Consider the following 26,688-nt stretch of genomic DNA (forward strand, 5'->3'; position numbering starts at 1 on the left):
AAAATGAGATTTTTAAAAATATTATTTATACTTATTTTTCTAACAGGTTGCAATGATAATGTTGAATACAGCCAATATATTTCTCTTTCTAATGGTTGGGAAAAGGGAAAACCTATTCTATTTCAACTTGAGCAAACGGACACAATTACTAAGAAAAATCTGTTCATAATGTTACGTAATGATGAAAAGTACGAATTTAGTAACTTATTCATAATCACAAAATTAGAACAACCTAATAACAAGGTAATCGTAGATACTTTACAATACGAAATGGCAACTCCTGAGGGTGAGTGGCTTGGCTATGGCTTTTCTGCTATTAAAGAAAGTAAATTATGGTATAAAGAAAATTTCAACTTTCCTTCAACCGGAAAATACACCATAAAAATAGAACAAGCAATGCGAAAAATTGGTGAAAATGAAGGGATTGAGCTTTTGGAAGGAATTACAGAAGTAGGTTTACGCATAGAAAAAGCCAATTAAATCTATAAAAATCAAAAAATTGATATTCAAATATTTATGGTAAAAGATACAAATAATATCAAAAAAAATAAAAACTTTTTTGTAAAATGGTTTTGGCGGATATTTGCTGGTGGTGTAATATTCGTGCTACTTTTATTTATGTTTGCTTCTTGGGGATTTTTAGGAGAAATGCCTGATTTTAAAAGACTTGAAAACCCTGAAACAAATTTAGCCACAGAAATAGTTAGTTCAGACGGAAAAACGTTAGGTAAATTTTACTTGGATGACAACCGTACCCCTGTGAAATACAAGGATTTACCAAAACATTTGGTTGACGCATTGGTAGCCACCGAAGACGAACGTTTTTACGAACATTCTGGAATTGATGCTCGAGGAACATTGCGTGCCATTGCCTTTTTAGGAAGCAAAGGTGGAGCTTCAACAATAACACAACAGCTTGCAAAACAGCTATTTCACGGAACAAAAGCTCGCGGATTGGAGCGTTATACTCAGAAAATTAAAGAGTGGGTTATTTCCACACGTTTGGAAACTCAATACACCAAAGAAGAAATTCTGACAATGTACTTCAATATATATGATTTTGGTTATCAAGCAGATGGAATCCGTTCCGCATCACGTATCTTTTTTGATAAAGAACCACAAGATTTATTAATTGAAGAAAGTGCTGTGTTGGTGGGAATGTTTAAAAATTCTTCTCTTTACAATCCGGTGCGAAATCCAAAAGGGGTTACCAATCGTAGGAATGTAGTTCTCTCGCAAATGGCTAAAAATAATTACATTAGCAACAAAGTTAGAGACTCTTTACAACAAATTCCTCTGAAAATTAACTTTACGCCCGAAAGCCACAATGAAGGGATTGCTACCTATTTCCGTGAATATTTGCGTTCATATATGAGAGATTGGATTGAAAAAAATCCTAAACCAGACGGCTCAAAACACAATCTGTACTTAGACGGAATGAAAGTTTACACAACCATAGACTCAAAAATGCAAACCTATGCAGAAATGGCTGTGAGAGAACATATGATGCGACTTCAAAAAGCTTTTGATGCAGAAAATAATCCTACTAAAAATAAAACTTATCCGTTTTTAGATATTTCCAAAGATGAATTCAACACCTTGATATCAAGAGCGATGAAGCATTCTGAACGCTGGAGAAAAATGAAATCTTTGGGATATTCTGAAAAAGAAATCAAAGAATCTTTTGAGAAAAAAGCGGAAATGAGAATCTTTTCGTGGGCAGGCGAAAAAGACACAATTATGACCCCGAAAGATTCCATTCTTTACTATAAAGCTTTTTTGCGTACAGGAATGATGTCAATGGAACCACAAACGGGACACATAAAAGCTTGGGTAGGAGGCATCAACTACAAGCATTTCCAATATGACCAAGTGATTCAAGGTGCCAGACAAACCGGTTCTACATTCAAGCCCTTTGTTTATGCAACTGCAATCGATCAATTACATTATTCTCCTTGCTACGAATTACCTGATATTCAAACTTGTATCGAAGAAGGAAAATATCAAAACATAACTGCTTGGTGTCCTAAGAATTCCAACGGGAAGTTCTCGGGTAAAATGATGACACTAAAGTATGCTCTGGCAAATTCAGTCAATTCCATTACAGTCAATCTGATGGATAAAGTGGGTCCTGTTCCTGTAATTAATATGGTTAGAAATTTAGGAATTACCTCTGAAATTCCGGAAATGCCTTCAATTGCTTTGGGTACTTCTGATGCTACAGTTTACGAAATGGTAGGAGCTTATGGCACATTTGCCAACGAAGGCGTATATGTCAAACCTATTTTGGTAACCCGTATTGAAGATAAAAACGGAACCGTTCTGTTTGAAAATACTCCTGAAACTCACGATGTTGTAAGTGCTGATGTGGCTCGTGCTGTTGTAAATCTGATGGAAGGAGTTACGCAATATGGTTCGGGAGCAAGGCTCAGAACCAAAGGAGCTGATTCTTATAACAGTTTGTACAAAAATGTAATGACAGGTTATCCGTACGCATTTACAAATCCAATTGCAGGAAAAACGGGAACAACTCAAAATAATAGTGATGGGTGGTTTATGGGAATGGTTCCGAATTTGGTTACAGGAGTTTGGGTAGGTGGCGAAGACCGAGCTGTACATTTTAAAGGTACTAGCTACGGACAAGGAGCAACAATGGCACTACCCATTTGGGGATATTATATGAAAAAGTGTTATGAAGACAAAGAATTGAGCATATCAAAAGCCGCTTTTCCTTCTCCTCAAAATATGGAAATCCCCGTTGATTGTAAAAAAGATGAACAATCAAGTGACGGAGATGATTTCGGGCAGATTGATTTTTAAATCTGTTGAAGTTTTAAATTATCAATATTAGGAGCAAATTGTTGCAAAACAGATAAATTCCCATTACTAAACCAAATGTGATGGGGTTTTCTTTGGCTATCGTTTAACAGATTACTCTGTGAAAGTACGTTTTTTGTCTGCTTCGCAACAGCATATCCTGAATCTATCACTTTTATATTCTCTGGGATAATCTTTTGTATTTGAGGCAATAAATACGGGTAATGTGTGCAACCAAGCACAAGATAATCTATGTTTTCTTCCGCCATAGGAAGTAAATATTTTTTCAATAACTCAAATATTTCAGGGCTTTCGATTTGTCCCTTTTCAATAAGATTAACCAACCCCTCGCCTATTTTTTCAACGATTTGAATTCCCTCTTTTTTAATCAAATCATTACTTGTTTTCATAAATAATTCACTTGAAAGTGTCCCTTTAGTTGCCAAAACACCAACTTTTTTGGTAACACTTTGTAATCCAGCGGGCTTAATAGCTGGCTCTATACCTATGAAAGAAATATCCTTGTATTTGGAACGCAAATGTGAGATTGCATTTGTTGTTCCTGTATTACAAGCAACTACAATGATTTTAACTTTGTTTTCCAGCAGAAATTCCGTATTTCTTTCACATAAAACGATAATTTCTTCTTTCGTTTTTCCTCCATACGGAGCATTTTTATTATCTGCAAGAAACAATGTATTTTCATAAGGCATAAGTTTTACTATTTCCTTCCAAATAGTGGTTCCTCCTACCCCTGAATCAAATAATCCTATTGGCTTTTCTTTATTAATCATAATACAAAAATAAAAAAGTGCCCGCAAAACACGAACACTTTTAACTAAAATTATTTGTATATTATGGACAATTAAAATCCTAATTCTTTTTTTACTGCACTATACAAATCAGTTCCTTTAGCTACAATCACTCCTGAACCATTGCTTGAATCCAAAACGTATTGAATTCCTTGTGCAGCAGCAACTTTTTCAACAGCAGCTCTTACTTTTTTCAAAATTGGCTCAATCAATTCTTGTTGTTTTTTCTGAATTGTCATAGAAGCTGTTTGCTGTGCCTGACGCAGATTGTTCTCCATTGTTTGAAGTTCTTCTGATTTTTTAAGGAATTCTGATTCTCTTGCTTTCAATTGAGCTTCTGTTAAAGCAGCCGCTTCATTTTGATACGCTTGAGCTTTAGTTTGAAGCTCTTTGATAGATGCTTGAAAATCAGCCTCATACGTTTGTTGTAATTTTTTCAACTGAGCTTCAGCCGATTTTCTTTCAGGCATTTCCTCTAAAAGTTTTTGTGTATCGATGTGGGCTATTTTGTTTTGTGCAGTAGCCATTGATGTTGCTCCTAAAACAAGAGCCAACGCAATCATAATTGTTTTAAAATTTCTCATCATCTTACTTTGTGTTTATAAATTATTAATGTTAGTACTCTATTTATTCTTTTTTTGTTTTGCTTCTTGTTGTTTTTGCTGGCGTTCAGCTTTTTCTTTCTCTTTTTGAGCTTGTTCTTCTGCTCGTTTGCGTTGTGTTTCTTCTATACGTTTTTGTTTTTCCTTTTCGTACTCGGCTTTTTTCCTTTCCTTTTCTTGTTCTAATTCTTTGCGTTTTTTTGTTCGTTCATCAACAAACTCAAAATCATAACTTTCTTTTAGAAGCTCTCCTATTTCTTTATTTCTGTCCTCCGCATTGTCTTTTCGCCTTAAAATGCGAAGTACAACATTGGTTAAATTATGCTGATTGTTTGAATAAAGCATCGAAACTTCACTTTTCTCAAAAATCATATCATATTTTCTGAGCTTCCCTATTTCTTGAACAATATTAAATACTTGGTCTTGAATTGGTTTGGCTAACATAAATTTTTGAGTAACATACTCACCTTTTTCAGCTCCAAACTTTTGCTCTTTATAAGCATTCAAATTGTGTTCAAGCAAATCTATTTCTTGTTGCTTATCTTTGATGAGTTCAGCCGTTAGCAATGATTTTTCAGCTTCCAGCTTATCTTTTTCATCTTGAATTTGCTTTTGGCGTTTTTCTATTTCAAGTTGCCAGCCATTTACTTGCAAGGCAAATTGTTCATTAGCTACCTTATATTCCTCCAAATTTGACAAAATAAAATCCATATCCACATAGCCAATCTTAACCCCTTTTTGAGCGAATATAAAACTTGTTATTAAAAACAAGCCCGAAAGCAAGATATGTTTTAGTTTTATCATAGCTAAAAAACTTTTACGTGTTCTTCCGTTTTTATTGCATAGAAAATATCGTGCCAAATTTTTAGAATTGCTGTCCAAAAATGAAATGAGTTTGCCAACCGCCATTGGTATTTGAGTTTAACGGCTTATCAAAACCATAACCAAAATCAATTCCTAACATACCAAATTGAGGCATAAACAATCGCAAGCCCAATCCTGCCGAACGCTTGATTTGGAAAGGATTAAAATTTGAAAAACCTGAGTAAGTTCCTCCTCCCTCAGCAAAGGCTAAACCATAAATTGACGCCATTGGCTTTAACGTAATTGGGTAACGCAACTCCAAAGAAAATTTGTTATAAATATTTTCTCCATCAGGTGATGAAAGCGAATAATTCGTATATCCACGCATTTGGATGTTGTCTCGTCCGTCCATTGAATAATATCCCAAACCATCACCTCCCATAAAGAATCTTTCAAAAGGTACGATTCCTCTATCTTTATTGTATGCACCTAAATATCCAAAATCTGCCCCGAACTTCAATACCAATTTGTCATAAATATTTGTGTACCAAGTTCCGTTAAGTTTTATTTTGTAAAATTCCAACCAATGGAAACGTTTTTGATCGATTTCTGCCATTTTTGCAACATCTCTGTCAGCTTCTGCCTGTAAACTTTCAGCAGATAACGATTTATAATCCACATTATTAAATAACGAGTATGGTGGCGTTACCTTTGCACTGATTGAAAAACTACTACCCGACATCGGGAAAATTGGATTTGGTCCGCTTGAGTTTCTTGAGAGAGCAACCGTATATGCCAAAGAGTTAGATTCTCCTTCGTTGAAGGTAAACAACCCTAAAGAATAATTTCTTAAATCATAATGCTGGTAGCTCAAAGCGTGCGAAATCTGGAAGTAATCATCAGGTACTCTGAGACGTTTTGCCAATCCTACACTTGCTCCCGTGATGAAAACTCTTTTACTTCTGTCCACATCAAAAGTTCGGTAATCATATCCAAATTGCTCTGTACGATTGAATGAAACTGAAAATTGCACAGGCTGTTTTCCTCCAAACCAAGGCTCCATAAATGAGAATCCGTACGTTCTGTAATATCTACTAGCTTGTATGTTAAGAGATAAATTCTGTCCATCACCCATTGGAATTGGCATTTTATCATAAGCCTTCTTGTTGAAAATATTTCTGATCGAAAAGTTATTGAAAACCAATGCTAATGTACCAATGAAAGAACCTCCTCCATAACCACCTTGTAGTTGTATTTGGCTAGAGCCTGTCTCTGTTAAATTATATTCAACATCTACTGTACCTGCATTAGGATCTGCATTTTTCAAATCAGGAATAATATTCTGAGCATCAAAAAGTTGCAACTGACCTAATTCACGAACTGTACGAACCACAGCGTCTTTGTTATACAAATATCCCGGACGAGTACGTAACTCACGGAAAATTACGTGGTCATTCGTGCGTTGGTTACCAATAACTGTGATATTATTAAAATATGCTGGTTTTCCTTCCACCACACGTATCTCAAAATTAATTGTATCATTTACCACAGAAGTTTCTACAGGAACAATCTGAGAAAACAGATAACCACTATTTTGATACAAATTTGCTATATCCTCTGAATCAGGCTTTGTTGGGTCTTGAATACGTTTTTTAAGATGAACCCCATTATAAACATCTCCTTTTTTGATGCCTAAAATTTGGTGTAAAATACGGTCATTATACACTGAGTTTCCTAAAAAACGAATATCTCCAAAGTAATATCTGTGCCCTTCCTCCAAAGCAATGTTCAGATTTACATTACCTTCAGCATCATAGGTTAATGTATCACTTACAACTCGAGCATCACGATATCCATTTTCTTTGTAAAAATCAACCAACGATACTAAATCTTCATCATAGTCCTTAGCTACATATTTTGAACGTTTCCAAAAACGACCAAAAGTACGTTGTTTCGTATTTTTGAGCTTTCTGCGAAGTTTTTTATCAGAAAATTTCTCATTACCAGCAAACGTAATTTTATCTACCTTTACTTTATTTCCTTTGTCAATATGAACCAGCATATTCACTCCGTTGGCATCTGTGGTATCTACCTTAGTATCAATAGTTACTTTCGTATTCAAATATCCTTCTTTTCGATATTTATTGACAATATAATTTTTGGTATCCGCAATGAAACTCTCGTTTACTTTTGTTCCTTTCTTTAAATTGGCATTTTTTATAATTTCCTCAGCTTTTTTCTCACGAATTCCGGTTACTTTTGCTTCAATAAGAGACGGAATTTCCTTAATGGCAAGTTCCAAAAATGCTTTATCTCCCTCAATTCGTTGGATATAAATATTTACGTCACTAAACAACTTGTATCCCCATAATTTGTGGATTATGGCACTAAATTTTTCACCCGGAATAATAATTTCATCACCCACTCTCAGCCCTGAAGTAGTCAAAATAGTTTGTGCATTGTAACGTTTTGAACCTGTTACCTCAATTCCTCCGATAATATATTTTTTCCCATTCTCTATTGATAATCTCTCTTCCTCTTGAGCATTTACAAGTCCTACTATTGCAGACAATGCTATAAATAAATATTTCTTCAATGACATACGTTTACTTAAGTTGTTCGCTTGTTTTTCCAAATCTTCTTTCTCTTTTTTGATAATTTAATATCGCCTCATTCAGGTGATTTTTATTAAAATCAGGCCAAAGTACATCCGTAAAATACAATTCGGCATACGCAATTTGCCACAATAAAAAGTTACTGATGCGATATTCACCGCTTGTTCTGATGAGCAAGTCCACATCTGGCAAATCGTGAGTGTAAAGATATGAATTAATTACAGATTCATTTATATTTTCTTCAGAAATAACTTGATTTTTCACATCCGTAGCTATATTTTTTATAGCCGTAGAAAGCTCTTCCCGAGCTCCGTAACCTAAAGCCAAAGTGAGTGTCAGCCCCGTGTTATTCTTCAGTTTATCAATTGTTTCTAATAATGTTTCTTTCGCTTTTTTAGGAAAAAGCTCTAATCTTCCTATTGTTTTTAAACGAATATTGTTTTCATTTAAAGATTTCGATTCCTTTTTTAAGAATTTAACCAAAAGCTCCATCAAGGCATTTACCTCAATGGCAGGACGATTCCAATTCTCTGTAGAAAAAGCATATAAGGTAAGATAGCCAATATTGTTTTCTACACAATATTCCACTGTTTGCCTCACTGCTTTCATTGCATTTTCGTGACCAAAAATTCGCATCATTCCCTGCTTCTTTGCCCAACGACCATTACCGTCCATAATAATGGCAAGATGCTTAGGATAATTTGTTATCTCTTCCATATTCTTTTTAATCCTAATTGCAATAACACGGTGTTCTTCCGAATGTGTAAGTTAATGTTACGCCTGAAAATGTATAGTAATCTTTAGTTGCAACATTTCCAAACGAAACACCATATTTAGGAGCACTTCCATCCAAATTATTTGTAAAAGTAAAGCGTGTTCCTACCTCAACTGCCACTACAAAATATATTCCCATTTTTGCTTTTACACCAAGCACAACGGGAAGTGCCCAAGTGCTGTATATTTTTGATGTTTTTTTCGCTTCCTGCGAACTTATCAATAAGCTTTCAAAGTACAAATCATCGTGCTCAATGTAGGAAATTCCCGTGAATAGATAAGGTGTTATGGGTCTGTCCAGTGGTTTGTGCATATTGAATTTGAAGAAATTATACTCTGCTCCCAAACTCGCTTCAACTATTTTATTGGAAAAAGAAAAACCCCGATTCGCTTTCCCCGCTACATCAGATTGTTTATCCTTACCTGTTAACTTAGTTGTGCTTACTTGCAAACGCAAAGCCATTTTGTCGTGAAAATTCCACTTATACAAACCTCCGAAAGCCAACTTGTTAGGAAGTACATAATGTGTTCTCCCAACATCACTAATAGGATTACTGCCACCCAAAAAAACACCTATTTCGTGAGTTTGGGCTGTCACTGCCTGCATCCCTAAAAGAATTGCTATGTAATATAAATACCTATGCATACAATAACGACAAAGTGCAAATATATAAGTTTTATGGAAAATCACATTTATTTTTTCAACAATATTTTTTATTTAACTATTTTATTTTAGTGCACGTGTTAAAATTTAAGCAATATGAGATATTCAAAAAACTTGATTTTCAAACAAATAAAGACACAACATCAAAATTCAAAATCAAATCATTTTTTAACAAATAACTTTCTGGAATTTAATCCTCTTTTGCTTGATTTGACTTTTCTAATAACACAAAAAAATAAGGATAAAGAATGAACTCTATCCTTAAAAATTTATTTGACAAAATGATTTCTTATTTCAGTACTTCTTTTACTTTGTCGGCTGCCTCTTGAAATAAAATTGCCGAATGCACTGCTAAGCCTGAATTGTCAATAATTTCTTTGGCTATTTCAGCATTGGTTCCCTGCAAACGTACAATAATAGGTACAGTAATTTCTCCTCCCATATTTTTGTAAGCATCTACAATACCTTGAGCGACACGGTCACAACGTACAATTCCGCCAAAAATATTAACTAAAATCGCTTTTACACTTGGGTCTTTTAAAATGATACGAAAAGCCGTTTCTACACGTTTGGCGTCAGCAGTTCCTCCAACATCCAAGAAATTCGCTGGAGAACCACCCGCTTGCTTAATCAAATCCATTGTTGCCATTGCAAGTCCGGCTCCGTTTACCATACATCCTACATTTCCTTCTAAGGCTACATAATTAAGTCCTACCGCTTTAGCTTCTACTTCAATCGGATTTTCTTCGCGTAAATCACGTAACTCAGCATAATCTTTATGACGGTAAAGCGAATTATCATCAAGAGTTACTTTAGCATCTACGGCTAAAATTTTATTGTCAGAAGTTTTTAAAACGGGATTGATTTCAAAAAGGCTTGAATCGGAAGAAACATACGCATTGTACAATGCCGTTACAAATTTAACCATCTCTTTGTGTGCATCACCCGAAAGCCCCAAGTTGAAAGCAATTTGGCGAGCTTGGAAAGGCAACAACCCTACGGCTGGGTCAATTTCTTCAGTAAATATCAAATGTGGAGTTTCTTCGGCAACTGTTTCAATATCCATTCCGCCTTCAGTTGAATACATAATCATATTTTTTCCTTTGGAACGGTCGAGCAAAACAGACATATAAAACTCTTCAGGTTTGCTTTCTCCCGGATAATAAACATCTTCAGCAATAAGCACTTGATGTACTTTTTTCCCTTCCGGTGGCGTTTGTGGCGTAACCAAATTCATACCAATGATTTGCTGTGCAAGTGGTTCAACTTCTTGCAATCCCTTTGCTAACTTTACTCCGCCTCCCTTTCCGCGTCCGCCTGCGTGAATTTGAGCTTTAACCACATACCATTGCGTTCCGGTTTCGGCTGTTAGTTGCTTTGCAGCTTCTACCGCTTCTTTTGGGCTTTGAGCTACGATTCCGCGTTGCACGCGTACGCCAAAACTTGAAAGTATCTCTTTTCCTTGATATTCGTGTAAATTCATTTGTAATTAATTTATAATCCTAATTGACAAATGTAAAAAAACTATTTTGATTTTTTCAATTTATTGATAACAAAAATGCAACATTTTTATAAAAATTTGATTATCAACATTAAAATAAAACAATAACCAATCTGATTTTACCTTATAATTATCTTCAAAATTAATTACTTACAACAAATCTTAATTCATATTCTAACATATTCTTCAAAAAAATATTGAAAAAATATAAAATTATTTTATCTACGCAAAAAGATTGCGTATCGCAATATTTATTTTGCATCGTCAAATTAACAGAAGAAGGAATTCCTCTTCTTTAAATTAAACATCAAGAAAATGATTATACAAATTCAATCAGAAAATCCGAAATTATTGGACATCCTTAACAAAAACCCAAACACCGATTTCGGAATTTACGCAAAATCATTACGTAACGGACAAATCATAGGAAATACTTTAAATCCAAATCGTTACGATGTTATTTTTCAAGACACACGATACAGCTATTTACCTGAGGAAAGCAACCAGATTGATTTTCAAAGTTATTGTTCTCCGCTTGTTATTTTGCACATTTGTAATGAGCTTTTTAAAGATTTGTTACAAGAGAAAGAAACCTATTTCAATCAATCCATCAAATGGCTGCATCAAACCAAACAAGAAGTTGATACAGAGGAATGTACCATTGAAGTAAAAAATATGTACATCAATTCTTCTTGGTACAAACACGGACATTTTTTGATGGAAAAATATTTCAAAAATGTGAAAATCACTCCTTTAATTGGAAATAACGTCAGCCTTTTCATACAAGGAAATAATGTTTTTGAGGCTTTCAATTTACTGAGTTTCATTGCCGTAATTGTTCATATCACCAACGAATACGGAGAGTTCACGTACATTGATGATTCTTTTGCTCAAAAATATGCTCGTATTTTAACAAACATTGATAACGTTCCTTATTTCGTATTCTATCTGTTCATTAAAAAAGCGGTAAAAAGTGAACGCCAGTTAAATGAAATCAAACCGATGTTTGAGGCGTATTTCCGCAAACAAAACATTGAAATTGAATTCCAATTTTCAGACACACACGGAAGCCGTATGGATTTTGCTGTCAATCAGTTAGAATTTGATTTTCCTATTTTAGATATTGGTTGTGGCGAACTAAAATATTACCGCAGATTTATGCGAAAAAATTACAATTATAACCATCCTTATTTTGCGGTGGATACCGCTCCTGAGGTACAAAAAATCGTAGAAAATTTTAAAGAAAAATACGATGCTGAAAACTTATTTTTCTTTAGCGATTTATCTGATTTTAAATACGATAAACCTGTAAATATTTTACTAACAGAGGTTATTGAGCATAACACGCCTGAAGAAGCTAAACGTTTGGTAAAACAATGTTTGTCATTCAATTTCAACAAGTTAATTATAACCACGCCAAATAGCGAATTTAATGTACATTATTTTGATAATGAGGAGAATATGCGACATTCTGACCATTATTTTGAATGGAATAAATCTCAGTTTGAGAGTTTTGTGAAAAATTGTCTGGAAGGTAAAAATTACAAATACACTTTTCACGATATTGGGGATAAAATCAATGAAATTTGTCCTACCCAAGCGGTTGTAATTGAGAACAATAAAAAATAAAATCAACAACAATGGAAGATAAAAATATCATCAAAAAAAGAATTGATTGGTTCTGTAAAAATAAAATAAATGCTTTTTCTCCGACCATTTCTCCTGCTCCTAAATCATTGGAAAGAAATGAAATAGAAAGTTTGTACGAAGGAATTTTATGGTTTTTAAATGCGGGAGTTTCAGAAATAGTAATCCAGAAAAAATATATGGGTTCGTATTGTGATATTTATTTACATAAAAATCTGGAAGAAAGCTATTTAGTAAGCCGAAACGGATATCAAATCAATCATTTGGATAAAGAAAAATGGACCAATGCTTTAAAAGAACTTCACGCTCGGTTTTCATGGGAAAATACGGAAATTCGTATTATTCAATCAGAATTGATGCCTTGGTCGGTTTTAGGTAAAGGATTGATTAACAATGAATTTTCAGGATATTATATTTCGCACCAAATCCATTGTGATTACTTAAAGGAATCTAACTTGTACGAAAAATTAAACAAAATCAAGCAAACGCCTGAATTTATTTGTTTTACAGAAGATTCTAAAACGTTGTCAGCAAAGGAATTAAAAGAAAAATACCCAATGCACGTTATCCGTCAGTACGAAGCGGTAAAAAAATTCAAATTTTTGAATCTGGAAAATTATCAAAAAAACATACAACTATTTAAAAAACAATTAGATGTATTCGGAAAAGATGATGAAATGTATTTCAAACCTTTCAATATTCTAAAAGAAATTCATTCGGACGGCTTAGAAACTTTTATAAATGACAATTTAAGTTTCAAACAAGTAAACGACGATAATTTTTTACACTATAAATTTGAAAATCAGGAAGATTTTGAGCAGAAATTTCCGGAAATTCAACATTGGGTAAATCAAGTAAATCAAAGCAATGAAGAAGGCGTGATGATAAAACCCCGAACTGCTTTTTTATCCGGTATGCCTCCAGCGTTCAAAGTTCGGAATAACGATTATTTAACACTCGTGTATGGAATTGATTTTCAGGATAGATTACAAGAAAATATAGCCAAAAGAAACATAAAATCAAAATTAAAATGTTCTGTCAATGATTGGGCTATCAATCAAAAAATGATTAAAACGCCTTATAAACAAATCAATGAAGAAAATTATTACTTCAAAAATTTGGTACTTGACAGAATTTTAGGAGAAGAAATTGAAAAACAATTAGATAGCAGACTATGACACGACAAAATATCAACAAACATACATTTGCGAAATTGCTTATTTTAGTGGGAGCTCCGGGTTCAGGAAAATCCACTTTTGCTAAATATTTTTTACGTACTGAAGACAATTGGGTGCGTGTGAATCGTGATGACTTTCGGACGATGCAATTCGGGGACACGAAAATGAATTCCTTCTATGAAGAACGCATCTCAAAAATGGTGGAAGCCTCCGCAATTGCACTTTTGAAAAGTAAAACCAATGTGATAATTGACGCTACCAACTGCGGACTTCGTACCATTGAAGATATGATAGAAACTTACACAGAATACGCCGATATTCAATTTAAAGTATTTGATTTACCGCTTGCAGAACTCGTATCACGTTGCGATAAACGCAATACGGAAATCGGGAAATTTATTTCAAAAGGAGTGATTGAGAAATATGTTAATCAGTTGCGTTTCACAAAAGAGAAATTTGATTTTCAGCCAATTCCAAGGAGATTAAAAGAAACTGAAATTAAATACGTTACACAAAGTAAAAATCTGCCAAAAGCTATAATTTGTGACTTAGACGGCACTCTTTCCCTTTTAAACGGTCGTGACCCTTACAACGCCTCAACTTGTGACAACGATTTGTTAAACGAACCGGTTGCAAAAGTATTGAGAATGGCTAAAAATGAGGGATATAAAATAATTTTACTTTCAGGTAGAGAAAATATTTATCGCGAGCCTACTGTCCGTTTTTTGGAAAAACATCATATTGATTATGACTTACTTATAATGCGAAATGCAAATGATTTTCGCAAAGATAGTATCATCAAACGAGAAATTTTTGATAACGAAATTCAGGGAAAATATTTTGTAAAATTTCTTTTAGATGACAGAAATCAAGTGGTAGATATGTGGCGAAAAGAACTCGGATTGCCTTGTTTTCAAGTAAATTACGGAGACTTTTAACATCTATTTAACAAATTAAAAGCAAAATAAAAGATAAATCGTATTCTTAGTGATTAATTTTTCATTTTTTCAGCATAAAAACTATTTTTCTTTCATAAGAAAATTGTAAATTTGCACCTCGTCAAAATGATTTAATTTTACTAAAAACACACTATGAAAATTTCATATAATTGGATTAAAAACTTCATTAAAATTGATTTACCTTCCGAGCAAACAAGTGCTTTACTAACTGATTTAGGTCTTGAAGTTGAAGGAGTTGAACCTTTTGAAAGCATAAAAGGAGGACTCAAAGGGGTTGTGGTTGGTCACGTTTTGGAATGTGAACAACACCCAAATGCCGACCGACTAAAAATAACAAAAGTAGATGTTGGGCAAGGAAACGTATTGCAAATTGTTTGTGGGGCACCCAACGTTGCGAAAGGACAAAAAGTACCCGTAGCAACAATTGGTACAGTTCTTTTTGATAAAGAAGGTAAACCTTTTGAAATAAAAAAAGGAAAAATAAGAGGAGAAGAAAGCTTCGGGATGATTTGTGCAGAAGATGAACTTGGCTTGGGCGAAGGACACGACGGAATCTTAGTTTTAGATGATAAGCACGAAGTAGGAACTCCTTGCAGTGAAGTTTTTGAGGTAGAAAGTGATGAAATTTTTGAAATCGGGCTAACTCCCAACCGAGCCGACGCAATGAGCCATTACGGCGTTGCTCGTGATTTGCGTGCGGGTTTGATGCAACGAGGAACTCACTTGGAATTAATCACTCCTTCTGTAACTAAATTCCACGTAGATAACAGATTAGCCAAAATTGATGTAGAAGTTAAAAACAAAGATTTGGCACCACGATATGCAGGTGTTACCATCAGCAATGTAAAAGTTGCCGAATCGCCCGAATGGTTAAAAAACAAGCTCAAAGCCATTGGATTAACTCCAAAAAATAATATAGTTGACATAACAAATTATGTTCTTCACGGACTTGGACAACCTCTGCACGCTTTCGACGTAAATCACATTGTTGGTAAAAAGATAATCGTGAAAAAAGCTGAAGCAGGAACAAAATTCACTACTTTAGATGGGGTAGAACGCGTTCTTGATGCGGAAGATTTAATGATTTGTGATACCGAAAAACCACTATGCATTGCAGGAGTACTCGGCGGGCTTAATTCAGGTGTAACAGCCAGCACCCGAACCGTTTTCTTAGAAAGTGCTTATTTTAACCCGATTTCAGTACGAAAAACAGCTAAACGACACACAATCAATACTGATGCTTCTTTCCGTTTTGAAAGAGGGATTAACATCAATGACGTAAAATATGCCCTGATGTATGCAGCTATATTGATAGAAAATATTGCCGGAGGAGTAATTTCTTCTGACATTATCGATTTATATCCTAAAAAACAAGAAGATTTTCAAGTTTTCTTGGCTTTTGATAAAGTAAATAAGGTTGTTGGTCAAGTTATTCCAACTGAGACTATTAAGAATATCTTGCATTCGTTGGACATTAAAGTAAATTCAATTACCGAAAGAGGTTTAGGGCTTCTAATTCCTTCGTATCGTGTTGATGTTCAGAGAGAAGCTGACGTTATTGAAGAAATACTGCGTGTTTACGGTTACAACAATATTAGTTTTTCAGAAAAAACCAACGCTTCAATGTCACATTCATCGAAATTTGATGACCATAATGTACAGAATACCGTTGCTAATCAGCTTATTGGACAAGGTTTCTTTGAAATTATGACAAATAGCCTCGTTCCTGAAAAAGTCATTACAGATTATGAACAAGATGTAACAAAAGCGGTAAAAATTCTTAATCCGTTGAGTAATGACTTGAGTTTTATGCGTAAAAATCTGCTATTCTCCGGATTGGAAGTTATTGAATACAACATCAATCGTAAAAGTTCCGATTTGAAGTTTTTCGAATTTGGCAAAAGTTATCATTTTGAGAATGGACAGTACAATGAAGGGAAACATTTAATCGTGTATTCAACCGGAAATAAGAATAATGAGAACTGGAACATTGCTCCTGAAAAGACAGATTTCTTTTTCTTGAAAGGAACTATTGAAGCAATTTTTGAGCGTTTAGGATTGAAAAACGTCACAATAAAACCATTAGAGGAGAATAATTCTTTTGCACAAGAAGGATTCCGATGGTTTTTGGGAGAAACTTTTTTGGGTACTATTGGGGTGGTCAAAGGCAAGATTCTCAAAAATTTCGGAATTAAACAAGAAGTTCTCTTTGCCGATATTTGTTGGGATATAATTCTTGAGAACATTAAAAATCAGAAAATTATTTATCAAGAAATTTCTAAATTTCCGAAAGTAAGACGCGATTTGGCTCTGTTACTTGATGAAAATATTTCATTTAGCGATATTTATAAAATTGCTTTTGAAACTGAAAAATCCATTTTGAAAAACATAAGTTTATTTGATGTGTATCAAGGAGATAAACTTCCGGAAGGCAAAAAAAGTTATGCGGTAAGTTTCACACTTCAAGATATTAATAAAACCCTGACAGACAAGCAAATTGATAAATCAATGCAGAATTTGTTACAAAAATTTGAAGAAAAGTTAGGTGCCGTTTTAAGAGATTAAAAACATTTTTTTCAAAACAAAAAGGACGGGAATTTATAAATTCCCGTCCTTTTTTATCTAATTCTATATCAAGTAATTATTTTAACAGTTTTATATAATCTCCGTAACCTTCTTTTTTCATTTCTTCTTTTGGAATGAAACGCAAAGAAGCACTATTGATACAATAACGTAATCCTCCTTTGTCAGCAGGTCCATCCGTAAATACGTGTCCTAAATGAGCATCACCTGTTTTACTTCGGACTTCTACACGAGTCATTCCGTGTGATTTATCTATTTTTTCGGCAATAAGTTTCTTATCAATTGGTTTTGAAAAACTTGGCCAACCGCATCCCGATTCAAATTTATCTGTTGAAATAAAAAGTGGTTCGCCTGTTGTAATATCTACGTAAATTCCTTCGCGAAACTCATCCCAATATTCATTATCAAACGGACGTTCGGTAGCGTTTTTCCGTGTTACATTATACTGAATTTCAGAAAGTTGCTCTTTTAAAATAGCATCATTAGGCTTTTCAAATTGTTTTTCCATAGATTTTTGTAAAGGATTGGCCTCCTTCGCCATTTGAAACAATTGGGGGTTTATGTGACAATAGCCTCCTGGGTTTTTATCCAAATAATTCTGATGATATTCTTCTGCATCATAAAAATTTTTCAATGGTAAATTCTCAATTACAATCGGCTGGTTATACTTTGAAGCCAATTCACTAAGCGATTTCTCAATCATTTTTCTGTCAGCCTCATCAGTGGTGTAAATCCCTGTGCGATAACGTGTTCCTATATCGTTTCCTTGTTTATTTAAACTGGTAGGGTCAATAGTTTCATAGAACAAATCCAAAAGCAATTGTAAATCAACTTGTTTAGGGTCGTACACAACCTTTACAGTTTCGGTAAATCCCGTTTTATCGGTATATACTTCTTCATAACTTGGTTTTTGTGTATTACCGTTCGCATATCCAACCTGAGTGGCAACCACACCACGAATTTGTTTAAAGAAGTGTTCTGTTCCCCAAAAACAGCCTCCTGCAAAGTAAATTTCTTTCATATTCTTCTCGTTATTCATTGTTTTCATTTCCATATTTTGCTTTTTCATTCCTGATTCCTTCATTTTCATTGATTCTTTCGATGTTTTGCATTGACTCGTAAGCAGAATCATCATAGGCAATATTGCTATAAAAGTAGTTATATTTTTCATTTCAATATCTAATTTTAAATTATTTTTTCACTTGTTTTCCTACCAGCATCAAGCTAAAACCCAATAACACAACGTCTTTCAGTATAAAAAAATCTGTAATGGGAAGCCATTCTACTTTTCGCCACATATTTGGAGTCGTAAACAAGTAACTAATTGTTACTAAAAAGGTTATTATCATTCCGAAGGCAGCGTATTTTCCTAATTTTGGAAAAAACGGACTGAGTAAAAGCAGTGAAGCCAATATAATTTCAATAATACCAACAATGTTTGAAACGGCTTGTACACTCATCAAATCATACACCCAAAATGTTAAAAAATGATTTTCAACCAAAGGTTTTATCGCGTTGGCTTCAGCAGTTGTAAACTTAAAAATTCCTATCCAAAATAATATCAAAACTGTCCCAAAAAGAGATACATAATAACCTATTTTATAGATTTTTTCATCCAATAGCGGACAATTTGAAATTTGTTTTTCCATCTGATTCAATTATTAAAAAGTTATTTTACAAAAATGTATGATTAATCGTACATTCCCATAGTCGTTAACTTTTTAAAAACCTGACAAAAAAAGAATTATTTTTTTAATTTTTCTTTCATTTTATCTTTAAACAACTGTATTTCAGAATTATCAAAAGTAACTTTTTTCTCACTGATTTCTGTATTTTGAAGCGATTTATCCAAAAATGTTACCTTTTTGTGATACATTTCACACAAACGACACAATCGCAAATGTAAAAAAAGACGCATTTTTTCAAAGAAAGAAAGTTTTCCCGCTGTTTTCTTTTCGATTAGTAATGAAATTTCACTACAAGGCAATATAAAATAATGTATAATTCTGCTAAACATTTCCAAACCAATTTATTTCCAGACATTTTCTGAGTTGCAAACGACTCCGCTGTAATATCTTCCAAAGATTAGTCGTTGAAATTTCCATTTCCTGACAAACTATTTCTGTCTTTTTATCTTCCAAATAATAAAGTTTCACAAGAATTTTCCAACGTGGTGGCAATTTTTCAATACATTCGTCCAAAACTTGCGAAAAATCTTCTTTTTCTGAGGAGTTTTCAGATATTTCTTGCCAAGAATTAAGAATGCTTTGGTCTGTCCAAGAACCTTCTTCGTCAAAAAAATCGGAAAGGCTTGTATTCACAGGATTTTTATACTTATTTCGGTAAAAATCAGCAATTTTATTACGAAGAATATTGTACAACCACGTAAGCGGACTACTTTTCCCTTGAAAAGAATCAAATGAAGTGTAAGCCACAAGAAACACTTCTTGCACAATATCAGCTGCATCTTCCTTATCCGAAACCAAGTATAAAGCCCTATTGAGCAATGACTCTGAATACATTTCAATCCACTGTGTTATTTGTTCTTCTTTTTGTTTCACTTATTTAACTTATTCCTTAACAATTAAAATTCTGTTTTTGGAGATTTTATGAGTGATTCTTAATAAATCAAGTGCAAAAATAATTTTTTGAAAATAATTTTCCAACGTTTTTACTTTCCATCTTTCCTAAGATTAATAATCTTTTTCTATTCAACTGAAAATCAAAAATCATTAGAAAAATTTATAGTTTCAAGCAAAAAACATAAGTAAAATCTATTTTGATATAAAAAATAACAGTCAATAAAATGTTATATGAGTAGGAATAGTGCTACCTTTGCAAACACAAAACAAATAGAGAATAAAAATGAACAATAACAAGCTAACAAATGCATCAGGAGCTCCTGTTGCAAACAATCAAGACACGATGACCGCAGGTAAAAGAGGTCCTGCTCTTTTACAAGATGTATGGTTTTTAGAGAAAATGGCTCACTTTGACCGTCAAGTAATTCCTGAACGCGTAATGCACGCCAAAGGTTCGGGGGCTTACGGAACATTTAAAGTAACGCACGATATTACGCAATATACCAAGGCTTCTATCTTTGCCGAAATCGGGAAGGAAACACCAATGTTCGTACGTTTTTCTACCGTTGCGGGAGAGCGTGGAGCGGCTGATGCTGAGCGTGATATCCGCGGTTTTGCAATGAAATTCTACACTGATGAAGGAAACTGGGATTTGGTAGGTAACAACACGCCTGTATTCTTCCTTCGCGACCCACTTAAATTCCCTGATTTGAATCACGCCGTAAAACGTGACCCACGAACCAATATGCGTTCTGCCGATAATAACTGGGATTTCTGGACACTTCTTCCTGAGGCTCTTCACCAAGTAACTATCGTGATGAGCGACCGTGGTATCCCGAAATCGTATCGTACAATGCACGGATTCGGCAGCCATACTTTCTCATTCATCAATAAAGAAGGGGTACGCCACTGGGTAAAATTCCACTTGGTTTCACAACAAGGCATTGAAAACCTAACTGATGAAGAAGCTGCTAAATTGGTGGGAATGGACAGAGAATCGCATCAAAAAGATTTGTACGAAGCCATCGAAAACGGAAATTTCCCGAAATGGAAAATGTTCGTGCAAATTATGACCGAAGAGCAAGCCAGAAATTTGGAATACAATCCGTTCGACTTAACCAAAGTTTGGTACAAAAAAGATTTCCCTTTGATTCCTGTGGGAGAATTTGAACTGAACAGAAATCCTGAAAATTACTTTGCCGAAGTGGAGCAATCTGCTTTCAGTCCTGCGAACGTAGTACCAGGAATTGGTTTTTCACCTGACAGAATGTTACAAGGTCGTTTGTTTTCTTACGGAGACACGCACCGTTACCGTTTGGGCGTAAACCACAATCAAATCCCGGTAAATGCTCCCAAATGTCCTGTACACGGATACCACAGAGATGGTGCAATGCGAGTAGATGGTAACTACGGTTCCACCAAACATTACGAACCTAACAGCTTCGGACTTTGGCAAGAACAAAAACAATTTCAAGATCCACCTTTATCACTTAACGGAGATGCTTACAATTATGATTTCCGTGAAGACGATGATGATTATTTCACACAGCCACGTAAATTGTTCCAATTGATGAACGATGAGCAGAAAAAAGCCTTATTTGAAAATACGGCAAGAGCCATTGGCGGAGCTCAAAAATTCATTCAAATCCGACATATTCGCAACTGTTATCACGCTGATCCTGCGTATGCCAAAGGTGTTGCCGACGCACTCGGACTTACTATGCAAGAGGTTTTAACCTACGAACATCCAGCATTAAATTTAGGTCCTGTGGCTCACAAAAAAATGGAATGCCCTTTCGGACATAAATAAAATCAGAAGTGATGCAAAAAGTATGACACCTCAAAGAGAGGATATTTCTGTCAGAGCGAGTCTTGTAAATAATAAGGCTTCGATGCACATACTCAGCTCCAAGTCTTCGCTGACTTTGCTCAGCCTGACAATCGGAACTATAATCATACTTTTTATAACACGACCATAAAATCAATATAAAAAAGGAATCGAAATTTCGATTCCTTTTTTGTTTACCAAAATCAAAAAAGCAATTTAACTTTTCAAGTATATCTCGTTCTAAATCTTTATCTCCTTCTTCGAGAGATTTACAATCACCAATTCGTTTTTATTTTTCATTAGTTTTAATTGTTTTTGAATAACGACAATAAAAAAGTCATTAGAGTATCTAACGACTTTTTTATTATCTGAACCTTTATAAATATTTTTTTCTCTGAAATTTACTTTCCGCTGGAATATTTTTGTCCGTTTTTCAATTCTTTATGACGGAATAAATCATCAAGCGATACGATTTGATAACCTTGTGTTTTTAAGTTTTTGATTACCTGCGGAATTGCCTGTACAGTACTCTTGTGAATGTCGTGTGCCAAGATGATTCCCTGTGGTGAAGTTTTGGACATTGCTTCGGCTACACGGCTTGCATCACGATATTTCCAATCAAGTGGGTCAACATTCCACATAATTACAGGTCTGCCCACCATTTCCAAATTCTCCTTAGTATGAGCCCCATACGGAAAGCGAAAATAACGTGGCTTTTCACCCGTAATTCCAACTATGATTTCATCGGTTAATTTAATTTGTCGTAATGCTTCTTCTTCTGAAATTTTACGAAAATCCTTGTGGTCATACGAGTGATTTCCAATGTTATGCCCCTCTTCTGACATACGTTTAATAGTCTGTTTTTGAACCGATGCCGATTTCCCCAACACGAAAAAAGTAGCTTTTACATTTTCCTCTTTTAAGGCATCTAACAACTGTGAAGTGTACACTGAGGGTCCATCATCAAAAGTAAGTGCGACACACGGAACCTTAGAGCAATCTACTTCCGAATATACAGGTTCTGAAACGTTTATATCAGAAACTGGAGCGATTATTTCTTCTTTCTTGAAAATTTTTAAAAACACATCACTAACATATTTTTCAATGATATTTTGTGAAATTTTCACTGAAAAATTCCCCATTGAACCACTGGCTATCTGATATTTATCGAAAAGAACATACCAATCGCCTTTTTCGTCAAAGAACAAAGCATCATAGTTTTTTTCAGTAGGAAACGTGCCTTCTATCAATGCTTCTTCCAAAGATTGTATTACCTCATTTCGTTCATCATCGTTATCGTAATCAGAAGATTCTTGCACACGTTTTTTCAATAAATCGCGAGCAATATTCCTAATTTCTTGAGTAAACTGCTCGAAACTTTCCTTGTTTTTGAAAAAATCTTCGGGTTGAAGTTTCTTTTTGTTTTTCAAATCAAAAACCGAAGCTACAAACGAATCATCATAAGTATTTCCGTAAGAAACATTTCGCTCGTGAAGAAAAATCATAAAATCTTCCGTATGGTATTTCACTTCAAAATGTTGATTGAAATCTAAACTTGATACGGATTCTTTATTTTGGTCTTCCTTAAACGTTTGTTTAAATTCATTCACAAAAGTTTCAGTAAAATCTCTTTCACTCTGATTTACAAAATCATATGCAGTAATAGGAAATGAAGCCGTCAAGTGGCTTTTTTCGGGGTCATTCCCAACTTTTACGGTATAAACTTGAATATCTTCTTCGGAATTAGTAACGATAGTTTCCTCAGGAAGAGGTATAAACTCAGTAATTTCTGCGTTTGATTCTGTATTTTCAGCAGACGAATTTGTTTTTGTTTTAGTGTTGTTACAACCTGAAAAAATCAAAGCAACAACAAAACTTATTGATATTAGTTTCTTTTTCATTTTATTTCCTTATTTTTATAAAAATCTTCTGCAAAAATAGACAAATTCCTATTCATTTACCATTTTTCTGATGGAAAAAACTGCCAAAACTAAGTAAAAAATACACAATGCCCACATTCCAAACCAAAAAGCCTGTATTGTTGGCAAAGTTGCTCCCATTTGAGTTAATGATACAAATCCTTTTGCTCCTAATGTAGTGGGGATAAGATAACTAAGTTTTCCCAACCATTGAGGCATCGCTTGTGAAGGCCACGCAATTCCGATTAAAAGGATAGAAGGTATAGAAGTGTACATTACCAGCAATATGGCATCTTCCCTCCTTTTGAAAAAATTAATCAGAAAAATCCCCAAAAATACCACAGCCAGCAAAAAAGGTATCATATATGTTACCACAGAAAGGAAATTACCACGCATCGGAATTCCAAAAATTGGCATCACAATACCAAGCATCATCAAAAGAATTATCAATCCGATAATCAGATATGCAGTCGCCTTTCCCATTACGATAAACAAAGCACCGATAAATCCTTCTGAATTTGCATAAAGTTTATGAAATTTTCTTTCTTCACGCATTGTTCCGCCCAAAATTCCTATTGCGGTTAAAATTGTTGTCTGAAAAATAATTACCAAAACTGCAGGAATCAAAAAAGTAGCGTATCCCAACGAAGGATTATATAAACTCACAACCTTGCCCCCTACTGCAAGTGTGTCATCCTTAGCTTGTGAAGGAAGTTTCCCTTGCGATGCTGTTTTTTTAAGCTGTACCCCTACATTCATATAGGTAGCACTCACTTTCGTTGCTGTCAAAACCTGTTTGTAATACAATAAATATGAAGCATCTGTAAAGACAGAAACCACAGGCTGTTCCCCTCGTTGCAAATCTCTGTTAAAATCCTTCGGAACAACAACAATTCCCCTAATATGCTGTTTTTTAAACTCTTGTTCAGCTTCTTGTAAATTCGCATACGAATCAACAATAACTACCTGACTTGTAGCGTCCAACATACGTAAAAATTGCCGACTATTAGCTGTATTGTCCTCATCTACTATTCCTATGGGAAGTTCTTGCAAGGTTTCCCTCGAATATAAATACGTATATAAAAAAGAAACCAAAACAGCGACTAAAATGAAGGATGAAAACACCGCTTTATCTCTGAAAATGTACTTCCATTCCCAGAAAAATGTTTTTATAAATGCCTGTGAATATTCATTAAGCTTTTTCATATCCTCCTTTTTTAATCATTTTTACAAATTTTCCGTATCCCCATACAAACAACAACATAAAAAGACTTAACGATAATATTGATTTCCAAGTGAATACAAAAGGTATTCCTTTAACTGCTCTGTTCACGTAATATTCCAAAAAGTGCGTAAACGGAAATATATTAGCCAAATACTGCATCGAAGCCGGTAATCCTTCCACAGGAAACGTATATACAGAAAAAGAAAAGGCAATGGCTGTAAATCCGCTCCCAATGGTGAGTGCCGTACGAAAATCAGGAATAACAGAAGCTATGGTAATTCCTATTATTTGATAAACCACCACCAAAAGACAAGTTATCAAAGTTACCGAAAACATATTTGTTTGTAAAGGAGCTCCCACAAGTTTAAATAACAGAAAGTTCATCCACCACGACACAAAAAATAAAGCAATCGTGTAGGGTAACAACTTACCTATCAACGCTATGGCAGGATTTCCTCCACTCTGCTCAAGCCAATATTTTCCTTGCTGATATCGAAATTCTATTCCTAATACATACACCGTTACCATCATCACAACCATTTGTAACATCATCGGAAGAAGGGCTGTAAGCAAATAAAAAGCATTATTCGTGAAAGGATTGTACAACACGTGTTCGTCTATCAATATGGGTTGTGCCTCAGCAAGTGCCTTTTGAAGTTGCATTCCTTTTTGAGTTTTCTTTTGCATCATAACACCTGCTGAAAAAGTACCAATAGTAGTTTGAAAATCTCTGGATATCAACCCAGAAGCCATTATAAACTGCCCATTGGTATAGCAAACAACTTCTTGAAAATTTCCTTGTAGAATTTTCTTATGAAAATCCGAAGGTATTTCTATAAAACCGAAAACTTTCTGTTGTTGAATAAGTTTTTTAGCCTCCGATTCATCTGTTACAGGGACAGCTATCCGAATGGAAGGAGTAGCATCAAGCATAGTTACCAACTTTGAAGAAAGTTGAGTTTGGTCTCTATCTATATATGCCATTGGCAAATCCCTTGGCACTTCGCTTTTAAAGAGCAAACTAAAAAGAGTGAAAAGTAACAAAGGCAATGCCAATACATAAAATAAGCGTTTGGGTGCAAAAAGAAGATTCTTCCACTCGTTGTAGAAAATAAATAAAAAATGCTTCATATTGGAAAATCATTAAGTAAGGATTTCCTTCCTCACAAATTACTCAGCAACCAAAACCGACATACCTACACGCAAATCTTTCACATCACGAACCGGATAAGCCTTGATAGCAAATGTTTTTCGGTCAAAATCACCTTTACTTTTTGTTGCCGTCCAAGTAGCGAAATCGGCTTGTAAGGCTATGTGTTTCACTTCCAATTCAATAGTTTCATTATTTAGTGCCGGAACAATCGCTTTGAATTTCGCTCCTACTTTAAACTGATTCATTTTATCCTCTCGAATGTTGAAAACCACCCATTTATCTGTCGGGTCAATCAGATTCATAACAGGATAACCGGCATTAACTATTTCTCCTTCATTAGGGATAATCGTCTGGATTTCAGCACGTGACGGAGCGAATACTTTTGCTCCTTCTTTATAAGCTTCTACCTCGGTGATTACCCCTTGAGCTTGTGCTACCAAAGCTTGTGCAGCTTCTTTATCCTCAGAACGAGTTCCGTTTTTTGCCATTTCATACTGAGATTGAGCTGCTTGTGCTTGTTTTTGCAAAGCAATCATTTGTGTATAAGCTTCATCTTTTTTTTGTGCAGGAAGCACCTTATCTTCATAAAGATTGCTTACTCTTTGATATGTTTTTTCAGCCAAATTAGCTGCTGCCTGAGCCTGTTGCCAAACATTATAAGCTCCTTGAATTTGTTCTGCTCTTGCTCCTTTTTGTGCTTTATTAGATTGAGCTTGAGCGGCTAACCGAGCAGCCTGAGCTTGTGAAAGTTTAGCATCAAGTTCCGTACTTTCAAGTTCCAAAAGCAAATCTCCGGCTTCTACCAAATCGCCTTCTTTTTTGTAAATTGCCTTTACCCTTCCCGGTACTTTAGGAGCTACGTTTATCTGTTTGGCTTCTACTTGCCCTTGTAAGTAAATCGGCTCGGAACTACTGAAAATCCAAACGGATACTCCGATAACAAGTAGAAAAATAATTATTGTAGTGATAATTCCTGTTATATTTCCTCTTTTCATTTCTTAATTTTTTTGTGTACGAATTTTGTA

General features: G+C 34.6%; 22 protein-coding genes and 1 pseudogene. 8 read left to right on the top strand and 15 right to left on the bottom strand.

Annotated elements, in window-relative coordinates; all coding sequences use genetic code 11:
- The first annotated feature begins 3 nt into the window (after positions 1-3).
- Complete coding sequence (locus GN105_RS08365) at positions 4-480, top strand: gliding motility lipoprotein GldH (RefSeq protein WP_155284958.1); 477 nt, start codon at positions 4-6, stop codon at positions 478-480.
- Positions 481-516: 36 nt separating this feature from the next.
- On the top strand, positions 517-2,820 hold the full coding sequence (locus GN105_RS08370; protein ID WP_155284959.1) for a penicillin-binding protein 1A: 2,304 nt from the start codon (positions 517-519) through the stop codon (positions 2,818-2,820).
- Here GN105_RS08370 and murI read toward each other — a convergent pair.
- The 7 genes and pseudogenes from murI to sucC all read right to left on the bottom strand — a co-directional run bounded on the left by murI (position 2,817) and on the right by sucC (position 10,571).
- Complete coding sequence (gene murI, locus GN105_RS08375; RefSeq protein WP_155284960.1) at positions 2,817-3,611, bottom strand: glutamate racemase; 795 nt, start codon at positions 3,609-3,611, stop codon at positions 2,817-2,819. The two genes, GN105_RS08370 and murI, sit on opposite strands and share 4 nt — an antisense overlap.
- A 71-nt stretch (positions 3,612-3,682) precedes the next feature.
- On the bottom strand, positions 3,683-4,216 hold the full coding sequence (locus GN105_RS08380) for an OmpH/Skp family outer membrane protein (RefSeq protein ID WP_155284961.1): 534 nt from the start codon (positions 4,214-4,216) through the stop codon (positions 3,683-3,685).
- A gap of 191 nt (positions 4,217-4,407) precedes the next feature.
- Positions 4,408-5,035 (bottom strand): annotated as a pseudogene (locus GN105_RS08385) (OmpH/Skp family outer membrane protein); the annotation flags it as partial.
- Between the two features lie 61 nt (positions 5,036-5,096).
- Positions 5,097-7,637 (bottom strand): BamA/OMP85 family outer membrane protein, encoded by a 2,541-nt coding sequence (locus GN105_RS08390; RefSeq protein WP_155284962.1) that lies wholly within the window; start codon positions 7,635-7,637, stop codon positions 5,097-5,099.
- Between the two features lie 4 nt (positions 7,638-7,641).
- Entirely contained in the window at positions 7,642-8,367 is a 726-nt protein-coding gene (gene uppS, locus GN105_RS08395) for an undecaprenyl pyrophosphate synthase (RefSeq protein ID WP_155284963.1), read from the bottom strand.
- A gap of 13 nt (positions 8,368-8,380) precedes the next feature.
- Entirely contained in the window at positions 8,381-9,070 is a 690-nt protein-coding gene (porG, locus tag GN105_RS08400) for a type IX secretion system protein PorG (RefSeq protein WP_155284964.1), read from the bottom strand.
- 307 nt (positions 9,071-9,377) lie between these two features.
- Positions 9,378-10,571 carry an ADP-forming succinate--CoA ligase subunit beta gene (gene sucC / locus GN105_RS08405; protein WP_155284965.1) on the bottom strand — a complete coding sequence of 398 codons (1,194 nt, stop codon included), beginning with the start codon at positions 10,569-10,571 and terminating at the stop codon, positions 9,378-9,380.
- Positions 10,572-10,904: 333 nt separating this feature from the next.
- Between sucC and GN105_RS08410 the strand changes: the two genes are divergently transcribed.
- From GN105_RS08410 to pheT, 4 genes are all read left to right on the top strand, one after another.
- Positions 10,905-12,218 carry a class I SAM-dependent methyltransferase gene (locus GN105_RS08410; protein WP_155284966.1) on the top strand — a complete coding sequence of 438 codons (1,314 nt, stop codon included), beginning with the start codon at positions 10,905-10,907 and terminating at the stop codon, positions 12,216-12,218.
- 11 nt (positions 12,219-12,229) lie between these two features.
- Positions 12,230-13,414, top strand: a complete 1,185-nt coding sequence (locus GN105_RS08415; RefSeq protein ID WP_155284967.1) for a hypothetical protein — start codon at positions 12,230-12,232, stop codon at positions 13,412-13,414.
- Complete coding sequence (locus GN105_RS08420; protein ID WP_155284968.1) at positions 13,411-14,352, top strand: phosphatase domain-containing protein; 942 nt, start codon at positions 13,411-13,413, stop codon at positions 14,350-14,352. The genes GN105_RS08415 and GN105_RS08420 overlap by 4 nt, the downstream gene beginning before the upstream one ends.
- Positions 14,353-14,505: 153 nt before the next feature.
- The gene (gene pheT / locus GN105_RS08425) at positions 14,506-16,938 is read left to right on the top strand and encodes a phenylalanine--tRNA ligase subunit beta (RefSeq protein WP_155284969.1); all 2,433 of its coding nucleotides are present in this window, start codon (positions 14,506-14,508) and stop codon (positions 16,936-16,938) included.
- A 76-nt stretch (positions 16,939-17,014) separates the two neighbouring features.
- Here the strand turns inward: pheT and msrB are convergent, their stop codons facing one another.
- The 4 genes from msrB to GN105_RS08445 form a co-directional block, all read right to left on the bottom strand.
- Positions 17,015-18,127: a peptide-methionine (R)-S-oxide reductase MsrB gene (gene msrB, locus GN105_RS08430; protein ID WP_373279397.1), complete on the bottom strand. Its 1,113-nt coding sequence runs from the start codon at positions 18,125-18,127 to the stop codon at positions 17,015-17,017.
- A 19-nt stretch (positions 18,128-18,146) separates the two neighbouring features.
- Positions 18,147-18,605: a DUF417 family protein gene (locus GN105_RS08435; protein ID WP_155284970.1), complete on the bottom strand. Its 459-nt coding sequence runs from the start codon at positions 18,603-18,605 to the stop codon at positions 18,147-18,149.
- 95 nt (positions 18,606-18,700) lie between these two features.
- Positions 18,701-18,973 (bottom strand): hypothetical protein, encoded by a 273-nt coding sequence (locus tag GN105_RS08440; RefSeq protein ID WP_155284971.1) that lies wholly within the window; start codon positions 18,971-18,973, stop codon positions 18,701-18,703.
- Entirely contained in the window at positions 18,966-19,517 is a 552-nt protein-coding gene (locus tag GN105_RS08445; protein WP_155284972.1) for an RNA polymerase sigma factor, read from the bottom strand. Before GN105_RS08445 ends, GN105_RS08440 begins: the two co-directional genes overlap by 8 nt.
- Positions 19,518-19,821: 304 nt before the next feature.
- On the opposite strand from GN105_RS08445, the gene GN105_RS08450 reads away from it, so the two are divergent.
- Both GN105_RS08450 and GN105_RS08455 read left to right on the top strand, forming a co-directional pair.
- Entirely contained in the window at positions 19,822-21,348 is a 1,527-nt protein-coding gene (locus tag GN105_RS08450) for a catalase (protein ID WP_155284973.1), read from the top strand.
- Between the two features lie 22 nt (positions 21,349-21,370).
- Positions 21,371-21,517 (top strand): hypothetical protein, encoded by a 147-nt coding sequence (locus tag GN105_RS08455; protein ID WP_155284974.1) that lies wholly within the window; start codon positions 21,371-21,373, stop codon positions 21,515-21,517.
- 250 nt (positions 21,518-21,767) lie between these two features.
- Here the strand turns inward: GN105_RS08455 and GN105_RS08460 are convergent, their stop codons facing one another.
- Genes GN105_RS08460 through GN105_RS08475 form a run of 4 tightly spaced genes read right to left on the bottom strand, consistent with a single transcriptional unit; the run spans position 21,768 to position 26,658 of the window.
- On the bottom strand, positions 21,768-23,267 hold the full coding sequence (locus GN105_RS08460; protein ID WP_155284975.1) for a polysaccharide deacetylase family protein: 1,500 nt from the start codon (positions 23,265-23,267) through the stop codon (positions 21,768-21,770).
- A gap of 48 nt (positions 23,268-23,315) precedes the next feature.
- Positions 23,316-24,491, bottom strand: a complete 1,176-nt coding sequence (locus tag GN105_RS08465) for an ABC transporter permease (RefSeq protein WP_155284976.1) — start codon at positions 24,489-24,491, stop codon at positions 23,316-23,318.
- On the bottom strand, positions 24,478-25,641 hold the full coding sequence (locus GN105_RS08470) for an ABC transporter permease (RefSeq protein ID WP_155284977.1): 1,164 nt from the start codon (positions 25,639-25,641) through the stop codon (positions 24,478-24,480). Before GN105_RS08470 ends, GN105_RS08465 begins: the two co-directional genes overlap by 14 nt.
- 39 nt (positions 25,642-25,680) lie before the next feature.
- Entirely contained in the window at positions 25,681-26,658 is a 978-nt protein-coding gene (locus GN105_RS08475; protein ID WP_155284978.1) for an HlyD family secretion protein, read from the bottom strand.
- Between the last annotated feature and the right edge of the window lie 30 nt (positions 26,659-26,688).

The organism is Capnocytophaga felis (assembly GCF_009684755.1).
GTDB lineage: Bacteria > Bacteroidota > Bacteroidia > Flavobacteriales > Flavobacteriaceae > Capnocytophaga > Capnocytophaga felis.

Coding starts and splice junctions, on each gene's coding strand:
- GN105_RS08365 (WP_155284958.1), top strand. CDS start 4: ATGAGATTTTTAAAAATATTATTTATACTTATTTTTCTAACAGGTTGC.
- GN105_RS08370 (WP_155284959.1), top strand. CDS start 517: ATGGTAAAAGATACAAATAATATCAAAAAAAATAAAAACTTTTTTGTA.
- murI (WP_155284960.1), bottom strand. CDS start 3,611: ATGATTAATAAAGAAAAGCCAATAGGATTATTTGATTCAGGGGTAGGA.
- GN105_RS08380 (WP_155284961.1), bottom strand. CDS start 4,216: ATGATGAGAAATTTTAAAACAATTATGATTGCGTTGGCTCTTGTTTTA.
- GN105_RS08390 (WP_155284962.1), bottom strand. CDS start 7,637: ATGTCATTGAAGAAATATTTATTTATAGCATTGTCTGCAATAGTAGGA.
- uppS (WP_155284963.1), bottom strand. CDS start 8,367: ATGGAAGAGATAACAAATTATCCTAAGCATCTTGCCATTATTATGGAC.
- porG (WP_155284964.1), bottom strand. CDS start 9,070: ATGCATAGGTATTTATATTACATAGCAATTCTTTTAGGGATGCAGGCA.
- sucC (WP_155284965.1), bottom strand. CDS start 10,571: ATGAATTTACACGAATATCAAGGAAAAGAGATACTTTCAAGTTTTGGC.
- GN105_RS08410 (WP_155284966.1), top strand. CDS start 10,905: ATGATTATACAAATTCAATCAGAAAATCCGAAATTATTGGACATCCTT.
- GN105_RS08415 (WP_155284967.1), top strand. CDS start 12,230: ATGGAAGATAAAAATATCATCAAAAAAAGAATTGATTGGTTCTGTAAA.
- GN105_RS08420 (WP_155284968.1), top strand. CDS start 13,411: ATGACACGACAAAATATCAACAAACATACATTTGCGAAATTGCTTATT.
- pheT (WP_155284969.1), top strand. CDS start 14,506: ATGAAAATTTCATATAATTGGATTAAAAACTTCATTAAAATTGATTTA.
- msrB (WP_373279397.1), bottom strand. CDS start 18,127: ATGAAAAATATAACTACTTTTATAGCAATATTGCCTATGATGATTCTG.
- GN105_RS08435 (WP_155284970.1), bottom strand. CDS start 18,605: ATGGAAAAACAAATTTCAAATTGTCCGCTATTGGATGAAAAAATCTAT.
- GN105_RS08440 (WP_155284971.1), bottom strand. CDS start 18,973: ATGTTTAGCAGAATTATACATTATTTTATATTGCCTTGTAGTGAAATT.
- GN105_RS08450 (WP_155284973.1), top strand. CDS start 19,822: ATGAACAATAACAAGCTAACAAATGCATCAGGAGCTCCTGTTGCAAAC.
- GN105_RS08455 (WP_155284974.1), top strand. CDS start 21,371: ATGACACCTCAAAGAGAGGATATTTCTGTCAGAGCGAGTCTTGTAAAT.
- GN105_RS08460 (WP_155284975.1), bottom strand. CDS start 23,267: ATGAAAAAGAAACTAATATCAATAAGTTTTGTTGTTGCTTTGATTTTT.
- GN105_RS08465 (WP_155284976.1), bottom strand. CDS start 24,491: ATGAAAAAGCTTAATGAATATTCACAGGCATTTATAAAAACATTTTTC.
- GN105_RS08470 (WP_155284977.1), bottom strand. CDS start 25,641: ATGAAGCATTTTTTATTTATTTTCTACAACGAGTGGAAGAATCTTCTT.
- GN105_RS08475 (WP_155284978.1), bottom strand. CDS start 26,658: ATGAAAAGAGGAAATATAACAGGAATTATCACTACAATAATTATTTTT.